At 68.7% G+C, this 25,947-nt stretch carries 22 protein-coding genes; 14 read left to right on the top strand and 8 right to left on the bottom strand.

Going from position 1 to position 25,947, the window contains the following annotated elements:
- Positions 1-47: 47 nt before the first annotated feature.
- Positions 48-1,043 carry a hypothetical protein gene (locus ACJH6J_RS22810; RefSeq protein ID WP_212807939.1) on the bottom strand — a complete coding sequence of 332 codons (996 nt, stop codon included), beginning with the start codon at positions 1,041-1,043 and terminating at the stop codon, positions 48-50.
- Between the two features lie 110 nt (positions 1,044-1,153).
- Here ACJH6J_RS22810 and trmB point away from each other — a divergent pair, with 110 nt between their 5' ends.
- From trmB to ACJH6J_RS22795, 3 genes are all read left to right on the top strand, one after another.
- Positions 1,154-1,957 (top strand): tRNA (guanosine(46)-N7)-methyltransferase TrmB, encoded by an 804-nt coding sequence (gene trmB, locus ACJH6J_RS22805; protein WP_371824503.1) that lies wholly within the window; start codon positions 1,154-1,156, stop codon positions 1,955-1,957.
- A gap of 14 nt (positions 1,958-1,971) precedes the next feature.
- Positions 1,972-2,652: an NYN domain-containing protein gene (locus ACJH6J_RS22800; RefSeq protein WP_244872895.1), complete on the top strand. Its 681-nt coding sequence runs from the start codon at positions 1,972-1,974 to the stop codon at positions 2,650-2,652.
- Between the two features lie 97 nt (positions 2,653-2,749).
- Positions 2,750-5,728, top strand: coding sequence for an MMPL family transporter (locus tag ACJH6J_RS22795; protein ID WP_212807936.1), 2,979 nt, complete (start codon positions 2,750-2,752; stop codon positions 5,726-5,728).
- On the opposite strand, the gene ACJH6J_RS22790 is transcribed toward ACJH6J_RS22795, so the two are convergent.
- Positions 5,688-6,860 carry an AI-2E family transporter gene (locus ACJH6J_RS22790; RefSeq protein ID WP_212807935.1) on the bottom strand — a complete coding sequence of 391 codons (1,173 nt, stop codon included), beginning with the start codon at positions 6,858-6,860 and terminating at the stop codon, positions 5,688-5,690. The two genes, ACJH6J_RS22795 and ACJH6J_RS22790, sit on opposite strands and share 41 nt — an antisense overlap.
- Positions 6,861-6,959: 99 nt before the next feature.
- Between ACJH6J_RS22790 and ACJH6J_RS22785 the strand changes: the two genes are divergently transcribed.
- Genes ACJH6J_RS22785 through ACJH6J_RS22775 form a run of 3 tightly spaced genes read left to right on the top strand, consistent with a single transcriptional unit; the run spans position 6,960 to position 9,682 of the window.
- Entirely contained in the window at positions 6,960-8,123 is a 1,164-nt protein-coding gene (locus ACJH6J_RS22785; RefSeq protein WP_244872709.1) for a YbhN family protein, read from the top strand.
- Positions 8,110-9,321, top strand: a complete 1,212-nt coding sequence (locus tag ACJH6J_RS22780; RefSeq protein WP_212807934.1) for a M23 family metallopeptidase — start codon at positions 8,110-8,112, stop codon at positions 9,319-9,321. The genes ACJH6J_RS22785 and ACJH6J_RS22780 overlap by 14 nt, the downstream gene beginning before the upstream one ends.
- Positions 9,311-9,682, top strand: coding sequence for a DUF3054 domain-containing protein (locus ACJH6J_RS22775; protein WP_212807933.1), 372 nt, complete (start codon positions 9,311-9,313; stop codon positions 9,680-9,682). The genes ACJH6J_RS22780 and ACJH6J_RS22775 overlap by 11 nt, the downstream gene beginning before the upstream one ends.
- 52 nt (positions 9,683-9,734) lie before the next feature.
- Here the strand turns inward: ACJH6J_RS22775 and ACJH6J_RS22770 are convergent, their stop codons facing one another.
- Together ACJH6J_RS22770 and ACJH6J_RS22765 are read right to left on the bottom strand one after the other, a co-directional pair.
- On the bottom strand, positions 9,735-10,106 hold the full coding sequence (locus ACJH6J_RS22770) for a heme-binding protein (protein WP_212807932.1): 372 nt from the start codon (positions 10,104-10,106) through the stop codon (positions 9,735-9,737).
- 127 nt (positions 10,107-10,233) lie between these two features.
- A complete protein-coding gene (locus ACJH6J_RS22765) occupies positions 10,234-10,773 on the bottom strand; it encodes a hemophore (RefSeq protein ID WP_212807931.1) in 540 nt (179 codons plus the stop codon).
- A 410-nt stretch (positions 10,774-11,183) separates the two neighbouring features.
- Between ACJH6J_RS22765 and ACJH6J_RS22760 the strand changes: the two genes are divergently transcribed.
- Positions 11,184-14,102, top strand: coding sequence for an MMPL family transporter (locus ACJH6J_RS22760; protein WP_135357940.1), 2,919 nt, complete (start codon positions 11,184-11,186; stop codon positions 14,100-14,102).
- A complete protein-coding gene (locus ACJH6J_RS22755; RefSeq protein WP_135357928.1) occupies positions 14,099-14,638 on the top strand; it encodes a helix-turn-helix transcriptional regulator in 540 nt (179 codons plus the stop codon). Before ACJH6J_RS22760 ends, ACJH6J_RS22755 begins: the two co-directional genes overlap by 4 nt.
- Before the next feature lie 81 nt (positions 14,639-14,719).
- On the opposite strand, the gene ACJH6J_RS22750 is transcribed toward ACJH6J_RS22755, so the two are convergent.
- A complete protein-coding gene (locus ACJH6J_RS22750) occupies positions 14,720-15,409 on the bottom strand; it encodes a hypothetical protein (protein WP_212807930.1) in 690 nt (229 codons plus the stop codon).
- Positions 15,406-16,086: a hypothetical protein gene (locus ACJH6J_RS22745; protein WP_135357930.1), complete on the bottom strand. Its 681-nt coding sequence runs from the start codon at positions 16,084-16,086 to the stop codon at positions 15,406-15,408. The genes ACJH6J_RS22750 and ACJH6J_RS22745 overlap by 4 nt, the downstream gene beginning before the upstream one ends.
- Before the next feature lie 59 nt (positions 16,087-16,145).
- On the opposite strand from ACJH6J_RS22745, the gene ACJH6J_RS22740 reads away from it, so the two are divergent.
- A complete protein-coding gene (locus ACJH6J_RS22740; protein ID WP_406804560.1) occupies positions 16,146-18,119 on the top strand; it encodes a M13 family metallopeptidase in 1,974 nt (657 codons plus the stop codon).
- Between the two features lie 61 nt (positions 18,120-18,180).
- Here the strand turns inward: ACJH6J_RS22740 and ACJH6J_RS22735 are convergent, their stop codons facing one another.
- Positions 18,181-19,251, bottom strand: a complete 1,071-nt coding sequence (locus ACJH6J_RS22735) for a L,D-transpeptidase family protein (RefSeq protein WP_406804559.1) — start codon at positions 19,249-19,251, stop codon at positions 18,181-18,183.
- Between the two features lie 223 nt (positions 19,252-19,474).
- Between ACJH6J_RS22735 and ACJH6J_RS22730 the strand changes: the two genes are divergently transcribed.
- From ACJH6J_RS22730 to ACJH6J_RS22715, 4 genes are all read left to right on the top strand, one after another.
- Positions 19,475-19,774: an MTH1187 family thiamine-binding protein gene (locus tag ACJH6J_RS22730; protein ID WP_406804558.1), complete on the top strand. Its 300-nt coding sequence runs from the start codon at positions 19,475-19,477 to the stop codon at positions 19,772-19,774.
- 86 nt (positions 19,775-19,860) lie between these two features.
- Positions 19,861-21,285, top strand: coding sequence for an allophanate hydrolase (locus tag ACJH6J_RS22725; protein WP_406804557.1), 1,425 nt, complete (start codon positions 19,861-19,863; stop codon positions 21,283-21,285).
- A complete protein-coding gene (locus ACJH6J_RS22720) occupies positions 21,282-21,980 on the top strand; it encodes a cysteine hydrolase (protein WP_318984818.1) in 699 nt (232 codons plus the stop codon). The genes ACJH6J_RS22725 and ACJH6J_RS22720 overlap by 4 nt, the downstream gene beginning before the upstream one ends.
- Positions 21,981-21,993: 13 nt before the next feature.
- Positions 21,994-23,586 (top strand): regulator, encoded by a 1,593-nt coding sequence (locus ACJH6J_RS22715; RefSeq protein ID WP_318984819.1) that lies wholly within the window; start codon positions 21,994-21,996, stop codon positions 23,584-23,586.
- An 82-nt stretch (positions 23,587-23,668) separates the two neighbouring features.
- Here ACJH6J_RS22715 and ACJH6J_RS22710 read toward each other — a convergent pair whose 3' ends face one another.
- The gene (locus ACJH6J_RS22710) at positions 23,669-23,998 is read right to left on the bottom strand and encodes a metal-sensitive transcriptional regulator (protein ID WP_212807925.1); all 330 of its coding nucleotides are present in this window, start codon (positions 23,996-23,998) and stop codon (positions 23,669-23,671) included.
- A gap of 75 nt (positions 23,999-24,073) precedes the next feature.
- Here ACJH6J_RS22710 and ilvD point away from each other — a divergent pair, with 75 nt between their 5' ends.
- Positions 24,074-25,774, top strand: a complete 1,701-nt coding sequence (gene ilvD / locus ACJH6J_RS22705; protein WP_212807924.1) for a dihydroxy-acid dehydratase — start codon at positions 24,074-24,076, stop codon at positions 25,772-25,774.
- Positions 25,775-25,947 lie beyond the last annotated feature (173 nt).

Raw genomic sequence — 25,947 nt, 5'->3', positions numbered from 1 at the left:
ACCCGTCAGTAGCGCGAGCGCTTCGGTGGGCACAATTCGTAAAGCGGTCAATTTTTCGTTTTGTGATGTGCGGACGCCATCACCGCCTGCGCCTCCAGTAACCGGTACGCCAGTTCCTCTTCACTCGCCTGCCGTGCCGCCGCGACGGCCGTCCCGACCCACCGGTCCAGCACCGCCCGCCGATGCAGCCGGGCGCGGCCCGCGATGACCGCCGCCGTCAGCGCGAGACCGAGCACCAGCCCCACGCCGCCGCCGATGCCGTCGGGCACGCCGGCCAGCCCAGTCATCACCCTGGCCAGCCCCAATGCCGCGCCCAGGCCGAAACCCGCGCCCAGCACGAGGCCCAACCACACCTCGTCCGGGCGCTGGGCCAGCACCGGCCCCGGGATGCCGGGTGCCGGCCACCGGCCGTCGGCCTTGGGAGCGCCGAGCGCGAACGTGGTCTCGTCGCGAATCCGCGCAGCTTGCTCCACCAGCCGCTCGCGGACGCGGGCTTCGAAATTCCCGGTCGCGAGCCGCCGGGACGGCACCCGAGTGAGCAGTTCGGCGTGCAGGTCGCCGTACTGCCGGCGGGACTCGCGAAGCAGCTCCAGCCGGATGCGCTGAAGTTCCAGTCGAGACGTCACGCGTCGCACTCCCGCACGTGCGAGTAGCCGCAATGACCCGCGCGTGAGGTCCGCGGCGCAGCGTCGGTGCAGGTCGGTGGTGGTGCGACGGCCGTGACGGCGCCAGTGCAGCGCCCGCCGCAGCTGGGCGTCGGGGTCCATGGCGGCCTCGACAACCAGGCCGTCGGCTGTCAGCGCTGCCGTCGCCGCGGCCGTACGCAGGGCCGCCATCGCATCGGAGGCCAACCACCGGTGCACCCGATCGTCATCCAATTCGTTTGCCGTCCAGGCGATTTCACTCAGCACTGCACATATCGACCGGTACCGGCCGGCGGCGTCGTCCGGTTCGGGGCCCGCGACAACATGCGCCAGGCCCGGCACGTCGTTCGTCAACCGCTGCAGCTCCGCGGTGAACCGCTGCCAAAGATCCCCTGACACCACCTACCCCCGGATGCCATCGTCGCACCTCGGCGCGGGTCCGGCCGACGCCGTTTTCCAGGCAACTGTTGGGTATCAATCTGCACCACGATGCGGGCTCTCACAGCCGGATGAGAGACGATGGACGAATGTATGCCCAGCGCGAGGACGACGCTGCCTCGTCGGCCGGCGCCTCGGCGGCCGAAAACGAGCCGGCCACCGAAACCACCGCCGCACCCACCCACCAGCATCGCCGCGTGACCAGCTTCCGGTCCCGCCGGTCGACCCTGTCCACCGGACAGCAGAGCACGTGGGACCGGCGCTGGCCTGAGCTGGGCAAAGTCGCCCGCTCCGAAGATGGCACCGCGGCGGGCCTCATCGACACCGCCGCCTGGTTCGGCCGCACCGCGCCGGTGGTGTTGGAAATCGGCAGCGGCACCGGCATCTCGACCCTGGCCATGGCGCAGGAGGAACCACACCTCGACGTCATCGCGGTCGAGGTCTACCGCAAGGGCCTGGCGCAGCTGCTCGGCGGCGTCGACCGGGCCGGCCTGACGAATGTGAGATTCGTCCGCGGCGACGGCGTCGATGTGCTGGAACACATGATCGCGCCGGGCACCCTGACCGCCGTGCGCGTGTTCTTCCCGGATCCCTGGCCCAAGGCCCGCCACCACAAGCGCCGGCTCCTGCAGGCCGAGACGGTGGCGCTGATCTCCAGCCGCCTCAAGCCCGGCGGCATCCTGCACGCGGCCACCGACCACGCCGACTACGCCGTGCAGATCGCCGAAGTCGGCGACGCCGAGCCGACCCTGAAGCGCACGTCGGCCGATGCCGACCTGCCGATCTCGGTGCGACGCCCCACGACCAAATATGAGGCGCGCGGCATGCGGATGGGCAGCCCCATCACCGAACTCATCTGGGAGAAGCCCGAGTGACGATCACCGAGGCCATTCCACAGGTGAAGCCCTACCCGCCCACCCCGCCGCCGGGACCCCGGCCGCACCGGGTGCTGCTGGTCTGGGACGCACCGAACCTCGACATGGGCCTCGGGTCGATCCTCGGCGGCCGGCCGACGGCCGCCCACCGGCCCCGCTTCGACGCGCTGGGCCGCTGGCTACTGGCCCGCACCAACGAGATCGCGAACGGCCGGCGACCGGACCAGCCGCCGGTGTCCCTGGAGCCCGAGGCGACCGTCTTCACCAACATCGCACCCGGTAGCGCCGACGTCGTGCGCCCCTGGGTGGAGGCCCTGCGGAACGTCGGTTTCGCGGTGTTCGCCAAGCCGAAGACCGACGAGGACAGCGACGTCGACAGCGACATGCTGGCCCACATCGCGCTGCGCCGCAGCGAGGGTCTGGCCGGCATTTATGTGGCCTCGGCCGACGGCCAGGCGTTCCGCCAACCGCTCGAGGACATCGCCCACGACGGCACTCCCGCGACCGTGGTCGGATTTCGCGAACATGCCAGTTGGGCGTTAGCGTCGGATACCTTGGACTTCGTCGACCTGGAAGACATCCCTGGTGTCTTCCGGGAGCCGCTGCCGCGAATCGGCCTGGATTCGCTGCCTGAACAGGGCGCCTGGCTGCAGCCCTTCCGGCCGTTGTCCGCGCTGCTGAGCTCGCGCGTTTAGGAAAAACTACAGATGACGTGTGCGGTGGCTGAAAATGGCAACCTCTTAGAGGGTGCCTTTGAGCTCAAATTTATGCAGATAATCGTGAGGAGCTGACGTGTTCGCCTGGTGGGGTCGAACGGTGTACCGATTCCGATACATAGTGATCGGTGTCATGGTCGCACTGTGCCTTGGTGGCGCCGTGTACGGGTCCAGTCTCGGCGAGCATGTCACGCAGAGTGGCTTCTACAACGAAGGCAGCGAGTCCGTCGCCGCCTCGGTGCTCGGTGACGAGGTCTACGGCCGCGACCGGACCAGCCTCGTGGTGGCCATCCTGACGCCACCCGACGACAAGAAGATCACCGACCCGGCCTGGCAGAAGAAGGTCAGCGGCGAGCTGGACACCTTCGTCAACGACCACAAGGACAAGGTGGTCGCCTGGGTCGGCTGGCTGAAAGCGCCCAGCGACGGGCTGAAGAAGATGACGACGCAGGACCTGCGCCACACCTTCATCACCGTTCCGCTCAAGGGCGACAACGACGACGCGATCCTGAAGAACTACCAGTCCGTCGCCCCTGACCTGTACAAGGTCAACGGCGGCAACATCAAGCTGGCCGGTCTGGAGCCGCTCGCGAGCGAGCTGACCGGCACCATCGGCACCGACCAGAAACGCGCCGAGATCGCGATCGTGCCGCTCGTCGCGGTCGTCCTGTTCTTCGTGTTCGGTGGCGCGGTCGCCGCCGCGCTGCCCGCCATCATCGGTGGCCTGACCATCGGTGGCGCGCTCGGCATCCTGCGGTTCACCGCCGAGTTCGGGCCCGTGCACTTCTTCGCCCAGCCGGTCGTGACCATGATGGGCTTCGGTATCGCGATCGACTACGGCCTGTTCATCGTGAGCCGGTTCCGAGAAGAACTGGCCGAGGGCTACGACGTCGAAGCGGCCGTCCGAAGATCCGTCATGACCTCGGGCCGGACCGTCGCGTTCTCCGCGGTGATCATCGTCGCGTCGTCGCTGCCCCTGCTGCTGATCCCGCTGGGCTTCCTGCGGTCCATCACCTACGCGATCATCGCGTCGGTGCTGCTGGCCGCGTTCCTGTCGAACACCGTGCTGCCCGCAGTGCTGGGCATCCTGGGTTCCAACGTCGACGCGCTCGGTGTGCGCACCCTGTTGAAGGTGCCGTTCCTGGCCAACTGGCCGTTCTCGCGCAAGATCATCGACTGGTTCGCCGAGAAGACGCAGAAGACCAAGACCCGCGAAGAGGTCGAGAAGGGCTTCTGGGGCAAGTTGGTCAACGTCGTGATGAAACGGCCACTGGCATTCGCCGTGCCGATCACCATCGGCATGATCCTGCTGGTCATCCCACTGGGACAGCTGGCCCTCGCCGGTATGAGCGAGAAGTACCTGCCGCCGGACAACTCGGTCCGTACCGCGCAGGAGGAGTTCGACCAGCTCTTCCCCGGCTTCCGCACCAACGCCCTGACCCTCGTCATCAAGAGCGACAACGGCCAGCCCGTCACCGATCAGCAGATCGCCCAGGTGCGGGCCAACGCCGGCACCATCAGCGGCTTCGTGACGCCGGACGGCAACGACAAGTCGAAGATGTGGGCCGAGCGGACGTACCAGGAGGGCGGCAGCAAGGACCCGTCCGTCCGGGTGCTGTCCAACGGCCTCATCAACAGCGGTGACGCCGGCGAGAAGATCAACGAACTGCGCGCCCTGCAGGAACCGCACGGCGTCCAGGTGATGGTCGGCGGCACCCCAGCGCTCGAACAGGACAGCATCAGCACGCTGTTCGAGAAACTGCCGCTGATGGTGGCGATCCTGGTGATCACCACGACCGTCCTGATGTTCCTGGCGTTCGGCTCACTGGTGCTGCCCATCAAGGCCGCCCTGATGAGCGCCCTCACCCTCGGCTCGACCATGGGCATCCTGACCTGGATGTTCGTCGAGAACGGGCACGGCTCCGGGTTGATGAACTACACCGCGCAGCCGCTGATGGCGCCGATGATCGGCCTGATCATCGCGGTCATCTGGGGTCTGTCGACCGACTACGAGGTGTTCCTGGTGTCCCGCATGGTGGAGGCCCGCGAGCGCGGCATGTCCACCGCCGAGGCCATCCGGATCGGTACCGCCACCACGGGCCGCCTGATCACCGGCGCCGCGCTGGTGCTGGCCGTCGTCGTCGGCGCCTTCGCGTTCTCCGACCTGGTGATGATGAAGTACCTGGCATTCGGTCTGCTGATGGCGCTGCTGCTCGACGCCACCGTCATCCGCATGTTCCTGGTGCCGGCCGTCATGAAGCTGCTGGGCGACGACTGCTGGTGGGCGCCGCTGTGGATGAAGCGCGTTCAGCAGAAGCTGGGTCTCGGCGAGACCGAGCTGCCCGACGAGCGCAAGCGTCCCGCGGTCCGCGAACCCGAGGATCCCCGTGCGCTGGTCGGTTCCGGTGCCCCGGTCCGCCCGCCGCACGATCCCACGCATCCGGCCCCCGGCCAGCGCGCCGTCCCGACCCGGATCACCCCGGGGCAGCCGCAGCCGCCGAGCCAGGCACCCACCAACCGGATGCCGAGCGCTCCGCCGCAGCCCCCGGCACCGCAGGCCCCGCCCGCACCCTCGTCTGCTGAACCCGCGACCACGCGGTTCAGCGCCGCCAAGGGCGCCTTCCGCAACGTGGTGTCGAACGTGACCCGCGCCGTCACCCCGCAGAACGGGGACCCGACGCCGCCGACCACCGCGATCGGCGACCCGGCGACCACCGCCTTCGGTCCGGCCTCCGAGCCCGCCACCACGGCGTTCCGCGCGCCGGGAGCGGGCCGTCCCGCCGAGCCGGGCCAGGGTCAGGGCGGTCCGGGCAACCGGGAGATCGAGTCGTGGCTCGGGCAGCTGCGCGGCAACATCAGCGCCTCCGGGCCGCAGATTCAGACGCCGTCAGACGCACCCGGCGACCAGGGCAACGAGCCGACCACGGCGTTCCGCGCCCAGCCGGCCGACACCCCTGACGCCACCGAGAAGATCGATACCGCCGAAACTCAGCGTCGCGGCACCGGCGGCGGGGTCAGCGCTGCGGATCTGCTGCGCCGGGAGGGCCGTCTGTAGCTGGCGGCGTGTCCCCCGGCGACACCGCCGCGGCCGCGACCGAACCGGCCTCGGCGAGTACCTCGGCCTCGGTGGCGCGTGGATTGTCAGCGGTCAGCACCCGGATGGCGCTGTTGAGGAATGCGACGATGGGCACGGCGATCAACGCGCCGATGACGCCTGCGGTGACGCTGCCGCCGGCGATCGCCAGCACGACGGCGAGCGGGTGGACCGACACCGCACGGCCCATGACGATCGGCTGCAGCACGTGCGCCTCCAGCTGCTGCACGGCGATGATCAGGCCGAGCGCGATCAGCGCGTAGATCCAGCCCTTGGCGATCAGTGCCACCACCACGGCCACGAAACCGGTCACGACCGCACCGACCAGCGGGACGAACGCGCCGAGGAACACCAGCGACGCCAGCGGCAGCGCGAGCGGCACCCCCATGATCGCCAAACCGGTGCCGATACCGACGGCGTCGACCATCGCCACCACGAACGTGGCGCGGACGTATCCGATCAGGGAGCCGAATCCGGCCCGGCCGGCCTCGCGCACCCGGTCCCGCACGGACGACGGGATGATCTTGGTGACGAACGCATAGATGTCCCGCCCGCCGTGCAGCAGGAAGATCAGGGTGAAGAGGGTCAGCAGCAGGCCGGTGACGATCTCGGTCAGCGCGCCGGCGGTGGAGAAGACCCCGCTGGTGAGCTTGGACTGGTTGTTCTTGAGGGCATCGATGGCGGTCTGGCCGACGCTGTTGATCTGGTCGGCGCTCAGGTGCAGGATCGGGCCCTCGGTCAGCCACTTGCGGGCGCCGTCGATGCTCTTGGTGACCTGCTCCACCAAAGCCGGTGCGCCGTCGATGAATTGGAAGACGACGAACGTCAGGATGCCGCCCATCACCACGATGGAACTCAGCAGCATCACCGCGACGGCCGCGCCGCGCGGCAGACCGCGCCGGGTCAGCAGGTCCACGGCCGGCAGCAGGAAGGCCGTGGCCAACATGGCCAGCAGCACGGGCACCACGATGACCTCGAGCTTGATGACGATCCACAGCACGGCGAGCACCGCGCCGAAGATCGCCAAGAACCGCCACGACCAGGCTGCGGCCTTGCGTACCACCGGATCTACCGCTTCGTCGGCTTGTGACATGGGCGCCAGCGTAGCGCCGCCCGATGACACCGCGGGGTCGTTGCGCCATGCGGGCCGCGTACGGCGAGCCGCCCGCGACACGCCGGATACGCTGTAGCGGTGTCACACGAGGCTGCCCCCGGGTCTTTGACGGCCCGCCGTCGCGGCCTCTGGGCGGCGTGCCGGCGCGCCGATGCCCGTTCGGCACCGGCCCGGCCCCGCGGCAAGTACTGGTGGTTGCGCTGGGTTCTGATCGGTATCGCCGTCGTCGTGCTGACCGTCGAGGTCGTGATGGTCTGGGAGCAGCTCGCCAAGGCGTGGCGCAGCCTGTTGTCGGCGACGTGGTGGTGGGTCGCCGCCGCGGCCGTCGCGGCCCTGGCCTCGATGCACAGCTTCGCGCAGATTCAGCGCACCCTGCTCCGGTCCGCCGGTGTCCAGGTCAAGCAGTGGCGGTCCGAGGCCGCGTTCTACGCGGGCAACGCGCTGTCCACCACCCTGCCGGGCGGCCCAGTGCTCTCGGCCACCTTCGTCTACCGCCAGCAGCGGCTGTGGGGCGCCTCGCCATTGGTGGCCTCGTGGCAGCTGGTGATGTCCGGGGCCCTGCAGGTGGTCGGGTTGGCCCTGCTGGGCCTGGGCGGCGCGTTCCTGCTCGGCGCGAGCAAGAACCCGCTGTCGCTGATCTTCACGATCGGCGGTTTCGTGGCGCTGCTGCTACTGGCCCAGACCGTCGCCGCCAATCCGCAGCAGATCGACGGCATCGGCGTGCGGCTGCTGTCGTGGTTCAACTCGCTGCGCGGTAAGCCCGCCGACACCGGGCTGGAAGGCTGGCGCCGCACCCTGAACCAGCTGGAGTCGGTGAGCCTGAGCCGCCGGACCCTGACCGTCGCATTCAGCTGGTCGCTGTTCAACTGGATCGCCGACGTCGCGTGCCTGGCCTGCGCGGCGTACGCCACCGGCGGGCATCCGTCGCTGGCCGGCCTGACTGTCGCGTATGCCGCGGCCCGCGCCGTCGGCGCGATTCCCCTGATGCCCGGCGGGCTGCTCGTGGTCGAGGCGGTGCTGGTGCCCGGCCTGGTGTCCAGCGGCATGACGCTCGCGGCGGCCATCTCGACGATGCTGATCTATCGACTGGTCAGCTGGATCTTCATCTCGGCCATCGGCTGGGTGGTGTTCTTCTTCCTGTTCCGCACGGAGAAGGACTTCGACCCGGATGCGCCCGAAACCCCTTCCCCCGCACCGGGTGTGCCGCCCGCCGACCCCGAGACCTCGCATGATCCCGGGTAGCCGGCCGGCGGCGGCACTGCTGCTCGCCGCCGCGCTGACGTCCTGCACGACGGCACCGAAATCGGTCCAGTCTTCTACTCCCGCAACGACTTCCATAGGCGCCGAGCCGATCGTCACGCCCGTCCTCGTCGACGTCGTGGCCGAACCCGTGCCCGTTCCGGCGACCGACGGGAAGGTGCATCTCGCATACGAGCTGCTGCTGACCAACACCTCCCCCGAACCCGTGACCGTGGATTCGATCGCCGTCCTGGGACCCGCCGGGCCCCTGCTGCAACTGTCCGGCGCCGGCCTCGCCTACTGGACGCGGACCATGGGCACCCGCATCAGCAGCAACGATCTGGCGCCCGGACAACGGTCGATCGTCTGGCTGGACGTCAAACTGGACGCGGGTGGCGCTGCGCCCCAGCAACTTTCACACCGGGTGGTGGTCAAGGTACCCAAGCCGATGCCGCCGCTCGTGCCACCGGTGGTGACCGAGAACGTCGCACCCGTGACGGTGTCCGACCACAAGCCCGTCGTACTCGACCCGCCGCTGCGCGGCTCCGGCTGGCTCGACGCCAACGGCTGTTGCGACATGACGCCGCACCGCATGGCCCTCAACCCGATCGATGGAAAACTCTGGGCCGCAGAGCGATTCGCCATCGACTACGAGCAGCTACGGGCCGACGGGCAGCTGTTCAGCGGGGACCGCGCGAAAACGGACAGCTACCTCTACTTCGGCTCGGACGTGCACGCGGTCGCCGACGGCCCGGTGGTGGCGGTTCTCGACGGCCTGCCCGAGCAGGTGCCGGGTGTCGACCCGACCGGCCTCACGCTGGCGCAGTACGGCGGCAATCACGTCGTCCAGGACATCGGGAACGGAAACTTCGCCTTCTACGCGCATCTGAAGACCGGCAGCGTCAAGGTCAAGCCGGGTGACCGGCTGACCACCGGGCAGGTGCTGGGCAACGTCGGCAACACCGGCAATTCCAGTGCGCCGCACCTGCATTTCCACGTGATGAGCGCACCCGATCCACTGCGCGCGGACGGCCTGCCGTTCGTGTTCCGCTCGTTCCGGCTCACCGACCGACTGGCCAACATGGCAGCCGTCGACGCGCTGGAGGCCGGCGGTCCCGCGCGTCCGGAACCCGGCTTCACCGCCCGCGCCGAAAACAATGTCAGCCCACTGAATCTGGACGTGATGACCTATGACAACTGAGCAGACCACCGGAAATCGCAGTGCCGCACTGGCTTTCCTCACCGACGTGGTGTTGGTGGTGATCTTCTGCTCCATCGGCCGGCGCAGCCACGCCGAGGGCATCACGCTGGCCGGTGTGGCGCACACCAGCTGGCCGTTCCTGACCGGAACCGTGGCGGGCTGGGCGCTGGCGCGGGGCTGGCGCCGCCCAACCGCGCTGAACCCGACCGGGTTGGTGGTCTGGGTCAGCACCATCGTGATCGGCATGCTGCTGCGCAAGGCCTCGGCTCAGGGCGTCGCGGTGAGTTTCGTGATCGTCGCCTCGACCGTCACCGCCGTCTTCCTGCTCGGCTGGCGCGGCCTGGCTCGCCTCCGCAAGTGATTTGTGCACGAAAATCCGCGCCTACCGCGGATTTTCGTGCACAAATCCCGGGTTAGCGGGCGGCGGGGCCGGGGATGCCGCAGCGGTCGCGGATGTCCTTGAGCGGCTGCCGGATGCCCTGCAGCTCCGCCTTGGTCTGCGGGTTGGCGGCCAGGTACTGCTTGACCTTGGCGTGCGCCTGGTCCTTCGACAGGCCCCGGAGGCTGGTGAAGAAGTCGTTCACGTCGGGGTGGGTGAACAGGTAGGCGGAGGTCGAGGCCTCGACGCCCGACTTGACGCCGGCGATGTCCGCAGAGGTGCAGTTGGGCGGCAGGTCGTCGGCGAGGGCCGACGGCACGGCACCGAACAACATGCTGCCGGCGACCGCGCCGGCACCGATGAAACCGGCAACAACGCGTCGCTTGGCCAGAGCGGAAAGCATCATGTGGTCAAACCCCTTCGTCGAGAGCTCCGATGTCGGCGACCAGTACCGATGCCGACACTGGAAGCTAATCAGAAAGTGCGACGACTTTCGCGGGGTGCCGGATAAGGAGCTCCGGGCGCGGCCGGAACTACCGCGCGGCGGGCGCCGACACCGCCTGAGCCGCGGGCACAGACCCCGTCGCCGTCGTCACGCCAGGCAGGGTGGGCGTGAACGGCACGGCGCCGGGCACGCTCGGCATCGCGGGCAACGTGGCGGGCAGTCCGCCACCCTGCTGCGCCGACTGCATCAGGCCCATCAGCTGCGGCAGGGTCAGCGGCAGCTTGCACTGCGACGACAACGTCACCAGCGGCGCCTGCAGGTTCTGCAGCGCGGCGCCCTCCTGCGGGTTGGCATCGAAGTAGGTCTTCAGCGCTGCCAGCGACTGCGGGCCGGGCTGCTGCTGCGAGATGTTCGTCAGCGTCTGGTTCGCGGTGGGGTGCGCATCCAGGTAGGTGCCCGTCGAGGTGGCCACCATGCCGATGGTCTTGGCGACCTGGCTGGCCGCGCACGGATCCTGGCCCGCACCGGCCGACGGAGCCCCGAACGACGTCACCATCACGCCGCCGACTGCAGTTACAGCGAACGCCCCGGCAAGTCCGCGGCGAACCGCCACACTGGTCGTCTTCATGGCAAATCTCCTCACCGGTTTACGGACCAGAGACGGCCATGTAAACACTCGGCAAACACTGTTTTCCCGGGGTGGCGTCAATGGCAGCGCCGGCCTCATCCGGGATTCGGCTCCCGCCATCTTGCCATCGCGGCGCGGCCGGTGACCAATCCACACAGCAAACATCCAGGTCACTGCGGTGTTCAAACCTGGCGTCGCAGCCCGCCATCGGCCTCCGACACCGTTGCCGGCGGGGCCGGCAGTGGCCCGGTTGCAGTTGGATCAAGGTTCCCGTCAGGCGCCTCATCGCCGCTCGCGAGCCGGTCACCCTACCCCATACTGGGGTAGGGTCGGCGGCACGAAACGCCGATCAAAACACTCCGGTGGCAACCGGGACGACCGCAGGAAGAGGGTTCGCCATCCAGCAGTTGATGATGCGGCTGAGCGGTCTGCTGCGGCGCTGGCGCTGGGTGGTCTTCGCCACCTGGCTGTTGCTCATGGTGCCGTCCCTGTATCTCGCGGCGACCCAGTCCAGCAACCTCAGCGGCGGCGGCTTCGAGGTCGCCGGCTCCCAATCGCTGCACGTCCAGCGCGAACTCGAGGACCATTTCCCCGACGAGGGCGCCTCGCCGCTGGCCCTGGTCGCGGCCCCCAACGCCAACGCCACGCAGGAAGACATGACGGCCGCCGTCGACGAGCTCAAACGCATCGCGGCCGGCGTCTCCAGCGTCAAGGTCGTCCCCGACCCCACGCAGGCCGAGCCGCAGGCCGGCAAACCCTACGTCGTGACGTTGCGCCTCGACTTCAACAACAGCGGCGCCGTCGACATCGCCAAGAAGCTCCGCACCGCGATCGGCATCAAGGACGGCAAGCCCGGCCAGACCGCCGACGGCAAGGTCCGGCTGTACGTCATCGGGCAGGGCGCACTCGGCGCAGCCGCCAGTGAGACCACCAAGCACGACGTCGCCGAGGCCGAGAAGTGGAACCTGCCGATCGTGCTGATCGTGCTGCTGGCGGTGTTCGGCTCCCTGGCCGCCGCGGCCATGCCGATGCTGCTCGGCGCCTGCACGGTGATCGTGACGATGGGAGTGGTCTACCTCCTGTCCATCTGGGTCACCATGAGCGTCTTCGCGACGACGACGCTGTCGATGTTCGGTATCGCGCTGGCCGTCGACTATTCGTTGTTCATCCTCATGCGTTTCCGCGAGGAACTGCGCGCCGGCCGCGACCCGGAACAGGCCGTCGACGCGTCGATGGCGACGTCGGGCCTGGCGGTCGTGCTGTCCGGGCTCACCGTGATCGCCTCGATCACCGGCATCTATCTCATCGGCACGCCGGTGCTGTCGTCGATGGCCACCGGCGCCATCCTGGCTGTCGCCATCGCGGTGCTGACGTCGACCACCCTGATCCCGGCGGTGCTGGCCACGTTCGGCAAGCGGGTCGCCAAGCGCTCGTCGTGGCTGCACGTCTCGCGCCGCTCCGACGCCGCGCAGTCGCCGTTCTGGACCCAGTGGACCGAACGCACCATGCGCTGTCCGTGGCTGTCGGCGCTGCTGGCCACCGTCTTCCTGGTCCTGCTGGCGGCGCCGTCGTTCGGCATGCAACTGGGCAACAGCATGCTGCGCCAGTTCTCCCCGACCCACGAGATCCGCAGCGGCGTGGCCGCCGCGGCGGAAGCGCTGGGCCCCGGTGCGCTCGGCCCCCTCCGGGTGCTGGCGACGTTCCCCGATGCGACGGCCTCCGACGCCCAGAACACCGCCACGCTCGACGCGCTGCACCAGACCATGACGCAGGCGCCGGACGTGGCCCAGGTGGCGCCGCCGGTGTTCAGCAACGACAACCGCAGCGCCCTGTTCACGGTCGTGCTGTCGGTCGACCCCGAAGATCTCGTCGCGCGGGACTCGATCACGTGGCTGCGACAACATCTGCCGGGGGTCGCCGGCCCGAACGTCGCCATCGCGGTGGGCGGGCCGACGGCGCTGATCATGGACTTCGACCATCGCGTCGCGAACACCGAGGTGCTGGTGTTCGTCTTCGTGTCGCTCATCGCGTTCGTGATGCTGCTGATCTCGATCCGCTCGGTGGTGCTGGCGCTCAAGGGCGTCCTGATGACGGTGCTGTCGGTGGCCGCGGCCTACGGCAGCCTCGTGATCGTCTTCGAATGGGGCTGGTTCAAGGCGCTCGGGTTCAAGCCCCTGGAGTCGCTGGACACCACCATTCCGCCGCTGGTCCTGGCGATGACGTTCGGCCTGTCCATGGACTACGAGATCTTCCTGCTGACGCGTATCCGGGAACGCTTCCTGCAGACCGGCAACACCCGCGACGCCGTCGCATACGGCGTCAGCACCAGCGCCCGCACCATCACGAGCGCCGCGCTGATCATGATCGCGGTGTTCATCGGGTTCGCGTTCGCCGGCATGCCGCTGGTGGCCCAGATGGGTGTGGCCTGCGCCGTGGCCATCGCGGTCGACGCCACGGTGGTGCGGCTGGTCCTGGTGCCGGCGCTGATGGCGATGTTCGACCAGTGGAACTGGTGGCTGCCCAAGTGGCTGGACCGCCTGCTGCCGTCGGTGGATTTCGAGAAGCCGTTGCCCGCCACCGATACCGGCAGCCTCGTCATCATCCCCGACGACATCTCCGCACTGGGCCCGTCCGGCGCCGAACTGCGCAGCGTCGTCAAGTCGGCGGCCAAGCTGAAAAACCTTGCCGCACAGACGGTCACCGTCGCCGATCCGCTGGCGTTCAGCGGCTGCGAGCCCGGCGAGCAGCAGTACGTGCCACGCGCCGTGCCCCGCCGGATCGCGGCGGCGCCCCCACGCACGGACCGCTCGCGCACCGGGCTGGCGCTGCTGCGGCGGCGCGCGCACGGCCAGTCCCGGTCCGCGTCGGACAACCCCGACGTGCACCCCGTCACCATGTGGGGCGGCCGGCTGTCGGTCGCGCTCGACGCCCTGTCGCTCGACGAGACCGACGGCCCCGCCATCGAGCGCCGCAGCCCCGTGGAGACGACGACGGTGCTGTTGCCCACCGGCGACCGGCTCGAGATCCCGACGGGCGCCGAGACGCTGCGACTGAAGGGCTACCTGATCATGTCGCGCAACAGCGTCCAGGACTACACCGACTTCGTCGATTTGGTCTCCTGCATGGATATCCGGACCGCAGCCGCGGTTCTGGCCGGAATTGACGGGTATTACTGTGGAGAACGGTCGAAGAACCAGTGGGTGGCCACCCAGTTGGTCCGCAGGTTGGCCGACCCGCACCCGTTCGACGACCACGAATCGGCAGATTGGCCCGACGTCAAACAGCGTTGTCTGGCGGTGGCGGTGGCCATGTTGGAGGAGGCGAGGTGACGTTGACATCCGAAGTGAGGGACACCCCTTCTGGTGCCGACGGTCCCGGTAAGTCCACCGCCGCCGGCACCAACGGGGCGCCCACCGTCGCGTTCCCGGCACAGGCCCCCGGCGAGAAGCCCGTCGAGTTCTGGTCGACGTCCGCCATCCGCGCCGCGCTGGAGAACGACGACCTCGCGGTGTGGCAGCGCATCGTCGTCGCCATCAAGCGCGACCCCTTCGGCCGCACCGCCCGTCAGGTCGAAGAGATTCTGGCCACGAGCAACCCGTACGGCATCTCCAAGGCGCTGGCCGAGGTGCTGGCCCGCGCCCGCACGCAGCTCGAAGCCAACGAATGCGCCGAGGTGGCCCGCCAGATCCGGCTGCTGATGGAGCGTTCCGGTCTCAGCGAGACCGAGTTCGCGTCCCGCATCGGCGTTGGCGCACAAGAACTTTCGGCCTACACCGCCGGCACCACCAGCCCGTCGGCCGCGCTGCTGGTGCGCATGCGCCGGCTCTCCGACCGGTTCGCCCGGATGCGTTCCGCCCGCTCGTAGCCACCCGCCGAGAAGGACCAAATGGTCGCTTCTCGCGCGCCGAGACGACCATTTGGTCCCTCTCGAGCGGCCCTACCACCCCTACCGCGACGCGATCGGGGTGACGTCCATGACCAGCCAGCGTCCGTCCTGCTTCGTCAGCGTGACCCGCAGCCCCAACACCGTCGCCCGCGCGGGTTTGTTCGGGGTGTTCTGCGTGGCGCGCATGACCACGGCGACACTGGCGAAATTGGGGCCGATGGTCTCGATACCGGCCGAGATGGTGCTGGCCTGCCCGGCCACCCCACGGCTGGTCAGATCCTTGGCGACCGCGTTGAACTCGTTGCGGTAGGCCTCCGCGCGCTGCGGCGCCATCAACGCCGTGGCGCGGTCGATCGACACGTTCGGCGCGCCGGGCGTGAAGGTCGCCGACGCCTCCGCGACGCTGCTGGCGATGCCGACCACCATGGACATGTCGGCGCTCGTGGTGCGATCCGGCACCGTCCACTTGGTGTAGCCGACGATGGCGGCCGCGACCACGGCGACCGTCGTCAGCCCGACGACCGCGAGCCGCAACCTGGGCGCGTCGTCATCGGTGCCCATGGTGACGCCGTCACGGCGGAACAGCACGAAGTTGACGATCGACGCCTGCAGCACCAGCAGCCCGATGATGGTGCCCACCACGACCCACCACAGCGGCCGCTCCAGGGCCAGCCCGATGTAGACGAGGCTCGCCAGCACCGCGAGCGGCGCCAGGATGTCGAAGACCAGTACCCGCCACGCGTTCCTCATCGCAGCGTCTCCAATCGCGAGATCAGCAACTTGCCGCCGATGTCGGACACTCCGAGGCGCAACCGCCAGCGCACGGTCTGCGGCTTGGCGCCGGCGTTCTGGCTCACGGACGTCGCGATCACGAGCACCGTCGTCGTATCCGAGGAGATGGCCGCCAGCTCGGGCTGGACGGCCGGTTTGCCCTGCTCGCCCGGCGGTGCGTGGTGCAGCGTCTCCAGCGCGACGGACTCGATCTGCCCCGTGGTCTGGCTCTGCAGCTTCTGCACCAGCTGGGTGAACGGCGCGACGGTGGCATCGAAATCGGCGTTGAGCTGGCCGACGGTGCCCTCGTGCAGCTTCGGCACGTTGACGGCGACGTTGTCCTTGGTCATGTTGATCAGCAGGCCGGCCCACTCGGCGGCGGCCTTCATGGCCTGCGCCTCGTGCACGCGTTCCTTGTCGTCGGCCCGGTGCCCCAGGTAGACCCACGTCGCGACGACGACGGCGACGGCCGCGACGACACCCAGCACCGCGGAGACGATGCCGTAGCGGCTGAAGATTCCCTCAGCCTGATCGCTCGGCGCGGCAGCCTTGGCGGCGGGCTTGGCGGCGGTGGCCGCGCCGGCTGATCCGGTGTCTTTCGCTGTGTCTTTCGCAGCGTCTTTTTCGGCGGAGTCTCCGCTGCGCTCGTCGGGCATGGGCGTGAGGCTACCCGCAGCGCCCACCGGCACTGCAGCGGCGATGGCAGGATGGCGAGGTGACTCTCGAAGCTACCTCGCCCCGATCCGGTATCGACCTGAGCTACCTCGACCCCGACGCCCGCCCGCAGGACGACCTGTTCGGTCACGTCAACGGCCGCTGGCTCACCGACTACGACATCCCGGCCGACCGCGCCACCGACGGCGCCTTCCGCCTGCTGGCCGACCGTGCCGAGGAGCAGGTGCGCGACATCATCACCAACGCATCCGGCGCGCCGAACACCGATGCACAGCGCATCGGCGACCTCTACGCGAGCTTCATGGACACCGAGCGGGTGGCCGCCGTGGGCCTGGCGCCGCTGCGGGCCGAGCTGGCTCTCATCGCCGACGCTGCTACCCCAGAAGCGCTGGCCACCGTGCTCGGCGGGCTGCAGCGCACCGGCGTCGGCGGGGGCGCCGGCGCGTACGTCGACACCGACTCCAAGGATTCGACGCGGTACCTGCTGCACTTCACGCAGTCCGGGCTCGGCCTGCCCGACGAGTCCTACTACCGCGAGCCGGCACACGCGGCGGTGCTGGCGGCCTACCCGCAGCACATCGCCCGCATGCTGAGCCTGGTCTTCGGCGGCGACCAGACCGAGACCGCGGCCCGCATCGTCGCGCTGGAGACCAAGCTGGCCGCGGCGCACTGGGATGTGGTCAAGCGCCGCGACGCGGACCTGAGCTACAACCTGCGGCGGTTCGCCGATCTGGCCGACGAAGCGCCCGGTTTCGACTGGGACGGCTGGCTGGCGGCGGTCGGCGCGTCGGCCGATGTGGTCACCGAAGTCGTGGTGCGGCAACCCGATTTCCTCGTCGCCTTCGCGGCGCTGTGGGCGTCCGAGCCGCTCGAGGACTGGAAGGCGTGGTTGAGCTGGCGCGTGATCAGCGGCCGCGCCCCGATCCTGACCGACGACCTGGTGGCGGAGAACTTCGACTTCTACGGCCGCACCCTGTCGGGCACCGAGGCGATCCGGGACCGCTGGAAGCGCGGCGTCGGCCTGGTCGAGAGCCTGATGGGTGACGCCGTCGGCAAGCTCTACGTGGACCGGCACTTCCCGCCGTCCCACAAGGCGCGGATGGATGAGCTGGTGGCCAATCTGCGCGAGGCCTACCGCGTCAGCATCACCAACCTCGAGTGGATGACGCCCGAGACCCGGCAGCGCGCGCTGGCCAAGCTGGACAAGTTCACCCCGAAGATCGGCTACCCGGCACGCTGGCGGGACTACTCGAATCTGGTGATCGACGCCGGCGACCTGTACGGCAACTACCTGCGGGGCCAGGCCGTCGAGCACGATCGCGAGCTGGCCAAGCTGGGCAGCGAAGTGGACCGCGACGAGTGGTTCATGACGCCGCAGACGGTGAACGCCTACTACAACCCGGGCATGAACGAGATCGTCTTCCCCGCGGCCATTCTGCAGCCGCCGTTCTTCGACGCCGAGGCCGACGACGCCGCCAACTACGGCGGTATCGGCGCGGTGATCGGGCACGAGATCGGGCACGGCTTCGACGACCAGGGCGCCAAGTACGACGGCGACGGCAACCTCGTCGACTGGTGGACCGACTCCGACCGCGCCGAATTCGGTTTGCGGACAAAGGCTCTCATCGAGCAGTACGAGGCCTTCACGCCGCGGGCGCTGGACGCGGGCCACCACGTCAACGGTGCCTTCACCGTCGGCGAGAACATCGGCGATCTGGGTGGGCTGTCCATCGCGCTGCTGGCCTACGAGCTGTCACTGGGCGGCAAGGAGGCGCCCGTCATCGACGGGCTGACCGGTGTCCAGCGCGTCTACTTCGGCTGGGCCCAGGTGTGGCGCACCAAATCCCTTGACGCCGAAGCCATTCGGCGCCTCGCCGTCGACCCGCACTCGCCGCCGGAGTTCCGGTGCAACGGCGTGATCCGGAACATCGACTCGTTCTACGAGGCGTTCGATGTCAGCACGTCCGACGAGCTGTACCTGGATCCCGCCGAGCGCGTGCGCATCTGGAATTAGCCATACCACGCGAAAACCCCCTATTTCGTTGGAAATAGGGGGTTTTCGCGTTGTCGACGGATCAGCGCGTGCCGGCGCCCGAACCCGAGCCGCTGCCCGTGGACGGCGTCGCGGCCGGCGTCTGCATGCCCCACTGCCAGTCGCCCGCACCGTCGGAGTAGTTGTACAGGCCGACCGAGTTCTTCACGACGATCGGGTCACCACTGCCGAACTGGTCGTAGAACCACTTCGCGTTGTCGGGCGAGAGGTTGATGCAGCCGTGGCTGACGTTGCGCTTGCCCTGGTCGGAGACCGACCACGGGGCGCTGTGCACGAACGCGCCGCTGTTGTCGATACGGACCGCCCAGTTGACCTTCAGCTTGTAACCCTGCGGCGAGTCGACGGGGACGCCGTAGGTCGACGAGTCCATCACGATGTCCGGGAACTTCTCCAGCACGTAGTAGGTGCCGTTCTTGGTCTCGTCGCCGGTCTTGCCCATCGACATCGGGAAGGTCTTCTCCACGACGCCGTTGCGGCTGATGGTCATCTGGTGCGTCGCGTTGTCCGCGGTGGCGACCAGCGAGTCACCGGTGCGGAAGCTGGACTTGGTGCCTGCGGCGTCGATGTTCACGACGGTGTTGGCCGGCCAGAAGGCGATGGGCCGCCAGCGCAGCTGCGTGTCGGTCACCCAATAGAACATGCCGGGCACCGGCGGGTTGGACGAGATGTGCACCGCATCCTGCGCCATCTGCTTGTTGGCGATGGGCCGCGGGAAGTTGATGTAGATCGGCTTGGCCACCCCCACCATGGACCCGTTCACCGGGTTGAAGGTCGGCGGGTTGAACGGCGGCTGGCCGACGAACGGGGTCGGGTTCTGACCGGCCGGGGTACCTGGCGGGATCGGCTGGGGTTCGCCGGGGATCGGGGCGCCCGGGATGACGGGTGCAGGCGCCGGCGCCGGTTCAGCAGCCGGCGGGATCGGCGGTGGCAGGGGTGCCTCGGTGGGAAGACCCGGGTCGATGGGCGCTGCCGCCACATCGGGGTCCGGCGCATCCGGGTCGGCCAGTGCCGACGGGGTTGCGACGGTCATTCCGGCGACCAGTCCGGCCGCCACAACCGCGGTCAGAAGCTTGCTCTTGTACCACTGCGGCATCCGCCACCTCCAGTTCACAACGTCCCCAGTCTCTCATAGCGCGCTGACCGGCCCCTGCCGCGAAAGGCCGTCATACCCCGATTTCGGCCCTGTCGAAGGCCGCTGAACTGCACAGTTGATCGCCCCAGATGTGTGAGGTGTTACTTCGGCTGACCGCCCTGGAGACCTCGGAAGCGCCATCAACGGGTGTCCAAGCCCCCGGGATCCGCGCACAATCGACCCTGTGATTGTTGCTTTCAGCGTCAGCCCGATGGGTGGTGACGAGTCCGGCGGCGTCGGCGCGGCCGTCGCCGCGGCCGTGCGGGTGGTGCGCGAGTCGGGTCTGCCCAACGAGACCAATGCGATGTTCACGAACGTCGAGGGCGAGTGGGACGAGGTGATGGCCGTGGTCAAACGGGCCGTGGACGCGGTGGCGGCGGCGTCCCCGCGGGTCAGCCTGGTCCTCAAGGCCGACATCCGCCCCGGTTACACCGGCCAGCTGACCGCGAAGGTGCAGCGCATCGAGGACGAACTCGGCACCTAGCGCGATCGTGGGCGGCGGGAACCGCTAACACGATCGACACACAGCCGTGACTGCCGGCGACATCATCGTGCCGACAATCGTCAGGCATGGGTCCAGATGCGAGCGGCGGGATTGACCAGGCATTCGGTACCGGTCCGACGATCGGCCCGTCGGTGGCCGAGATCCTCGAATCCCACGCCGGGGGCACCGGCTCCCCGGTCAAGACCGCGGCCCGCGTCGCTGATGCCATCGCCGCCCGTGGGGACGACGGCACCTGGCTGTCCGTCGTGCCGCGCGAGGAGCTGCTGGCGGCCGCGGCGGAGATCGAGAACCGGCCCGGCGCCCGCACCCTGCCGCTGTACGGCGTGCCGTTCGGGGTGAAGGACAGCATCGACGTCGCCGGGGTGCCCACCACCCTGTCGTGCCCCGACTACGCGTACATCGCCGAGCGGACCGCACCGGCAGTGCAACGCCTGCTCGACGCGGGTGCGCTCTACGTCGGCAAGACCAACCTCGACCAGTTCGCGACCGGCCTCAACGGCACGCGTACGCCCTACACCGTGCCGCGCAGCGTCTTCGGTGGTGGCCTCATCTCGGGCGGGTCCAGTTCGGGTTCCGCGCTGGCGGTCGCGCTGGGCCAGGTGCCGTTCGCGGTCGCCACCGATACCGCCGGGTCCGGGCGGGTGCCCGCAGCTCTCAACGGCGTGGTGGGTTTCAAACCGTCCCGCGGGCTGATCAGCACCGTCGGACTGGTACCGGCGTGCAAGTCGCTGGACTGCCTCAGCGTGATGGCGGGCTGCGTCGACGATGTGGACCGGGTGTTCGACGTGATGGCCGGCCGCGACGACGCCGACGCCTGGTCCCGAAACCGAGGACCGCGTCACGACGGCGGGCCGATCCGGGTCGGATTGCCTCCGATCGACGATCTCGAATTCTTCGGCGACGATGCCATGCGCGCAGCGCATCTGAGTTTCCGCGAACACCTCGAGCGCCTGGCCGTCATCGTCGAGGTGTCACTGGCGCCGTTCCTCGCCGCGGGAGCCCTGCTCTATCAGGGCCCGTGGGTGGCCGAGCGGCTCGTCGAGTTCGGTGATTTCCTTGCCCGACAACCTGATTCGATCCACCCCGTGGTGCGCGACATCTTCCGCAGCGGCCTGAACTACACCGCGGTGGACGCGTTCGCCGCCCTGCAGAAGCTGCAGGAGCTCAAGGCCGAGGTGGGCCGACTCTGGCAGACCATGGACGTCCTCGTGGTGCCGACCATCGGGACCACCTTCACCGTCGAGCAGGTGCAGGCCAACCCGATCGAGTGCAACACGATGCTGGGCCACTACACGCACTTCGGCAATCTGCTCGATCTCCTGGGCGTCGCGGTCCCGCTCGGCGTGACCGGTGACGGCCGTCCGTACAGCGCGATGCTGCTGGGCAACGCCCTGTCGGACGACACCGCGCTGACGCTGGCCGCGCGCATCCTCGACGAACCCCGCACGACAACCGAGGTCGCCGCGGCGCCCGTCGAGGAGCTCGCATGACGTCCGTCGAGGTCCCGGCCGAACCGACCCCGTTCACCCTCACCGCCGGGCGGACCGCGCTGATCGTCATCGACATGCAACGCGATTTCCTGCTGCCCGGCGGCTTCGGCGAGAGCCTCGGCAACGACGTCGACCAGCTGCTCAAGGTGGTGCCACCGCTGGCGGCGTTGCTCGCCGCGGCCCGTGCCGCCGGGGTCATGGTCGTCCACACCCGCGAGGGCCACGAACCAGACCTGTCGGACTGCCCGCCCGCCAAGCTCAATCGCGGTGCGCCGTCGAAACGGATCGGGGATCCCGGCAAGTACGGCCGCATCCTGATCCGCGGTGAGTACGGCCACGACATCGTCGACGAGCTGGCCCCGATCGACGGGGAGCTGGTGATCGACAAGCCGGGCAAGGGCGCGTTCTACGCCACCGGGCTGCAGGACGCGCTGACCGCTGCGGGCATCACGCAGCTGCTCGTCACCGGCGTCACCACCGAGGTGTGCGTGCACACCACCACCCGCGAAGCCAATGACCGTGGCTACGAGTGCCTGGTCGTATCCGATTGCGTCGGTTCATATTTCCCGGAGTTCCAGCAGGTGGGCCTGGAGATGATCGCAGCGCAGGGCGGCATTTTCGGCTGGGTTGCGGACACCGCGGCGGTCATTCCCGCGCTGCAACAACTCGGCGCCCCGTCACCTTCTGCGGTCTAGAGAGGACCTGCCCATGTCCACCGACGTCTCCGATCCCCCGGCCGCCGGCACCCCCAAACCGGCCCTGTCCCTACCGTGGTGGACGCGCGGCGACACCAACGCGTTCTTCGGGCTGGGGTTCAACATCCTGGTCAACGTCCTGACGCTGACGGGTCTCATGATCGGCGTCGTCAAGGTCCCCGCCGGTGACGTACTCGGCACCATCCTGCCCGCGCTCGGGGTGGCGCTGATCCTCGGCAACCTCTACTACACATTCCTGGCCCGCCGCCTCGCGCGGCGCGAAAACCGCACGGACGTCACGGCTTTGCCGTACGGCCCGAGCGTGCCGCACATGTTCATCGTGGTGTTCGTGGTGATGCTGCCGGTCTACCTGCACACCAAGGATGCGATGCAGGCCTGGCAGGCGGGGCTGGCGTGGGCCTTCATGATCGGCATCATCGTGATGATCGGCGCGTTCGTCGGCCCCTACATCCGCGAACTGACACCGCGGGCGGCCATGCTCGGGACGCTGGCCGGCATCTCCATCACCTTCATCTCGATGCGGCCGGCGGCCCAGATGTGGGAGGCGGCCTGGATCGGGCTGCCGGTGCTGGCGATCATCCTGATCGGGTTCTTCACCGACGTGAAGCTGCCGTTCGGCATCCCGACCGGACTGGCCGCACTGCTCGTCGGTACCGCCATCGGCTGGATCGGCGGGTTCATGTCCGCACCCGATGTCGCCAAGGCGGTGTCCGACATCGCGATCGGACTCCCCGATCTGCGGATCGGCATGCTGCTCTCGGGCCTGTCGCATCTGGCCCCGCTGCTGGGGACCGCCATACCGCTCGGCGTCTACAACTTCACCGAGGCGATGAGCAACGTGGAGAGCGCGGCCGCCGCCGGCGACAACTACAACCTGCGCAGCGTGCTGCTGGCCGACGGCGCGGGCGCGGTGATCGGCTCGGCCTTCGGCTCTCCGTTCCCGCCTGCCGTCTACATCGGCCACCCCGGCTGGAAGGACGCCGGCGGCCGCGCCGGGTATTCGCTGGCCAGTGGCGTGCTGATCGGGGCCTTCTGCTTCCTGGGCCTGTTCGGCGTGCTCGACGCGCTGTTGCCGGTGCCCGCGATCGTGCCGATCCTGCTCTACATCGGTCTGCTGATCGGCGCGCAGGCCTTCCAGGCCGTGCCGCGCCTGCATGCCGTCGCTGTCGTCGCGGCGCTGCTGCCCAACCTCGCGCAATGGGCCGGCGGCCTCGTCGACAACGCGCTCAACGCCGCCGGCACGTCGGCCGCGGCGGTGGGTCTGGACAAACTCAACGGCGCGGGCGTGGTCTACCAGGGGCTCCAGACGCTCGGCGAGGGCGCGGTGCTGGTCGGCCTGATCCTGGGCACCATGGTGACCTTCATCCTGGAGAAGAAGTTCCTCTACGCGGCCATTGCGTCGGTCGTCGGTGCGGCGTTGTCCTTCATCGGTCTGATCCACGCACCCGAGGTGGCGTGGGCGGCCAATCCACAGGTCGCCCTGGGCTATCTGTTCTTCGGCCTGGTGTGCGCCGCGTACTCGCGGTTACCCGGCGCCGATCAACCGGTCACGGTCGACGAGTCGGACGTCGTCGCCGGGCACTAGGAGACGGCGCGATCACAATGTGCCCCTGACAGCGGCGCCATCGCAAATGACTCCATGACAACGCTCGTGGAGTCACATTGCGTCAGGACCGGACGAGCCGCGCGATCGCCGCGGAGGCCTCGGCCAGCTTCTGCTCGGCCTCGTCGCCGCCGACAGCCACCGCGTGGCTCACGCAGTGCCCCAGGTGCTCATCGAGCAGCGCCAGCGCGACCGACTGCAGCGCGCTGTTCACCGCGCTGATCTGCGTCAACACATCGATGCAGTACTTGTCCTCGTCGATCATCTTGGCGATGCCGCGGACCTGTCCCTCGACGCGCCGCAGCCGCTTGGCGTAGTTGTCCTTGTTCGGCGAATAGCCGTGTTGGGCCTCAGGGTGACCCGCCACCGCAACGTCCGACTCGTCTGCCGTCATAACCCCAGCGTACCGCATACCCCTTAGGGGTATCCAATGCAATTTCGCTTGGTGGCGGCGGGCATACTTACCTGCATGTCTGCTGATCAGCCCGATATCAAGCCCCGCAGTCGCGACGTCACCGACGGTCTCGAGAAAACCGCAGCCCGCGGCATGCTGCGCGCGGTAGGCATGGGTGACGACGACTGGGGCAAGCCGCAGATCGGCGTCGGGTCGTCGTGGAACGAGATCACCCCCTGCAACATGTCGCTGCAGCGGCTGGCGCAGTCGGTCAAGGAGGGCGTGCACGCCGCCGGCGGTTACCCGCTGGAGTTCGGCACCATCTCCGTCTCCGACGGCATCTCGATGGGCCATGAGGGCATGCACTTCTCGCTGGTGTCGCGCGAGGTCATCGCCGACAGCGTCGAGACGGTCATGCAGGCCGAGCGCCTGGACGGCTCGGTGCTGCTCGCCGGTTGCGACAAGTCGATCCCCGGCATGCTGATGGCGGCCGCCCGGCTGAATCTCGCGAGCGTCTTCTTCTACAACGGCTCGATCATGCCGGGCGTCGCGAAGCTGACCGACGGCACCGAGAAGGAAGTCACCATCATCGACGCCTTCGAGGCGGTCGGTGCGTGCGCCCGCGGGCTGATGTCCCGCGAGGACGTCGACATCATCGAACGCGCCATCTGTCCGGGCGAGGGCGCCTGTGGCGGTATGTACACCGCCAACACCATGGCGTCGGCGGCCGAGGCCCTCGGTATGTCGTTGCCGGGCAGCGCTTCTCCCGTCGCCATCGACAAGCGCCGCGACGAGTTCGCCCGCAAGTCCGGCGAGGCCGTCGTCGAGATGCTGCGCCGCGGCATCACCGCGCGCGACATCCTGACCAAGGAAGCGTTCGAGAACGCCATCGCCGTCGTCATGGCCTTCGGTGGTTCCACCAACGCGGTGCTGCATCTGCTGGCCATCGCCCGCGAGGCCGAGGTCGAGCTGACCCTTGCCGACTTCACCCGCATCGGCAACAAGGTGCCGCACCTGGCCGACGTGAAGCCCTTCGGCCGCCACGTGATGAAGGACGTCGACGAGATCGGCGGCGTGCCCGTCGTCATGCGCGCACTGCTGGATGCCGGTCTGCTGCACGGTGATTGCCTCACCGTGACCGGCAAGACCATGGCCGAGAACCTCGCCCACATCGCGCCGCCCGACCCGGACGGCAAGGTGCTGCGCGCGATGAACAACCCGATCCACCCGACGGGCGGCATCACCATCCTGCACGGCTCGCTGGCTCCCGAAGGCGCCGTCGTGAAGTCGGCCGGCTTCGAATCCGACGTCTTCGAAGGCACCGCAAGGGTTTTCGAGCGCGAGCGAGCCGCCCTCGACGCGCTGGAGGACGGCACCATCACGCACGGCGACGTCGTCGTCATCCGCTACGAGGGCCCCAAGGGCGGTCCGGGTATGCGCGAGATGCTGGCCATCACGGGCGCCATCAAGGGCGCCGGCCTGGGCAAGGACGTACTGCTGATGACCGACGGCCGCTTCTCGGGCGGCACGACGGGCCTGTGCGTCGGGCACATCGCGCCGGAGGCCGTCGACGGCGGGCCCATCGCGTTCGTGCGCGACGGTGACCGCATCCGCCTCGACGTCGCCAACGGCAAGCTGGACCTGCTCGTCGACGAGGCCGAATTGGCTTCGCGCCGTGAAGGTTTCGAGCCGCTGCCGCCGCGCTACAAGACTGGCGTGCTGGCCAAGTACACCAAGCTGGTCCAGTCCGCCGCCGTCGGCGCCGTCTGCACCTAGCCGGGATTTGTGCACGATTTTCCGCGGTAGGCGCGGAAAATCGTGCACAAAACACCCGGTGGGCGGGCTCGGTGATAGCGTGAGGTCGGGCGCGCAGGACCGCCCGACGTCCGCTCGAAGAGGCTCAGCCTCCCTGCTGATTGCTTCACCTTGTGACCGACCTCTTCTCGGCC

The sequence above is a fragment of the Mycobacterium sp. SMC-18 genome (assembly GCF_045310895.1).
In the GTDB taxonomy this organism is placed as follows: domain Bacteria; phylum Actinomycetota; class Actinomycetes; order Mycobacteriales; family Mycobacteriaceae; genus Mycobacterium.
This window is presented reverse-complemented; position numbering and strand designations above follow the sequence as displayed.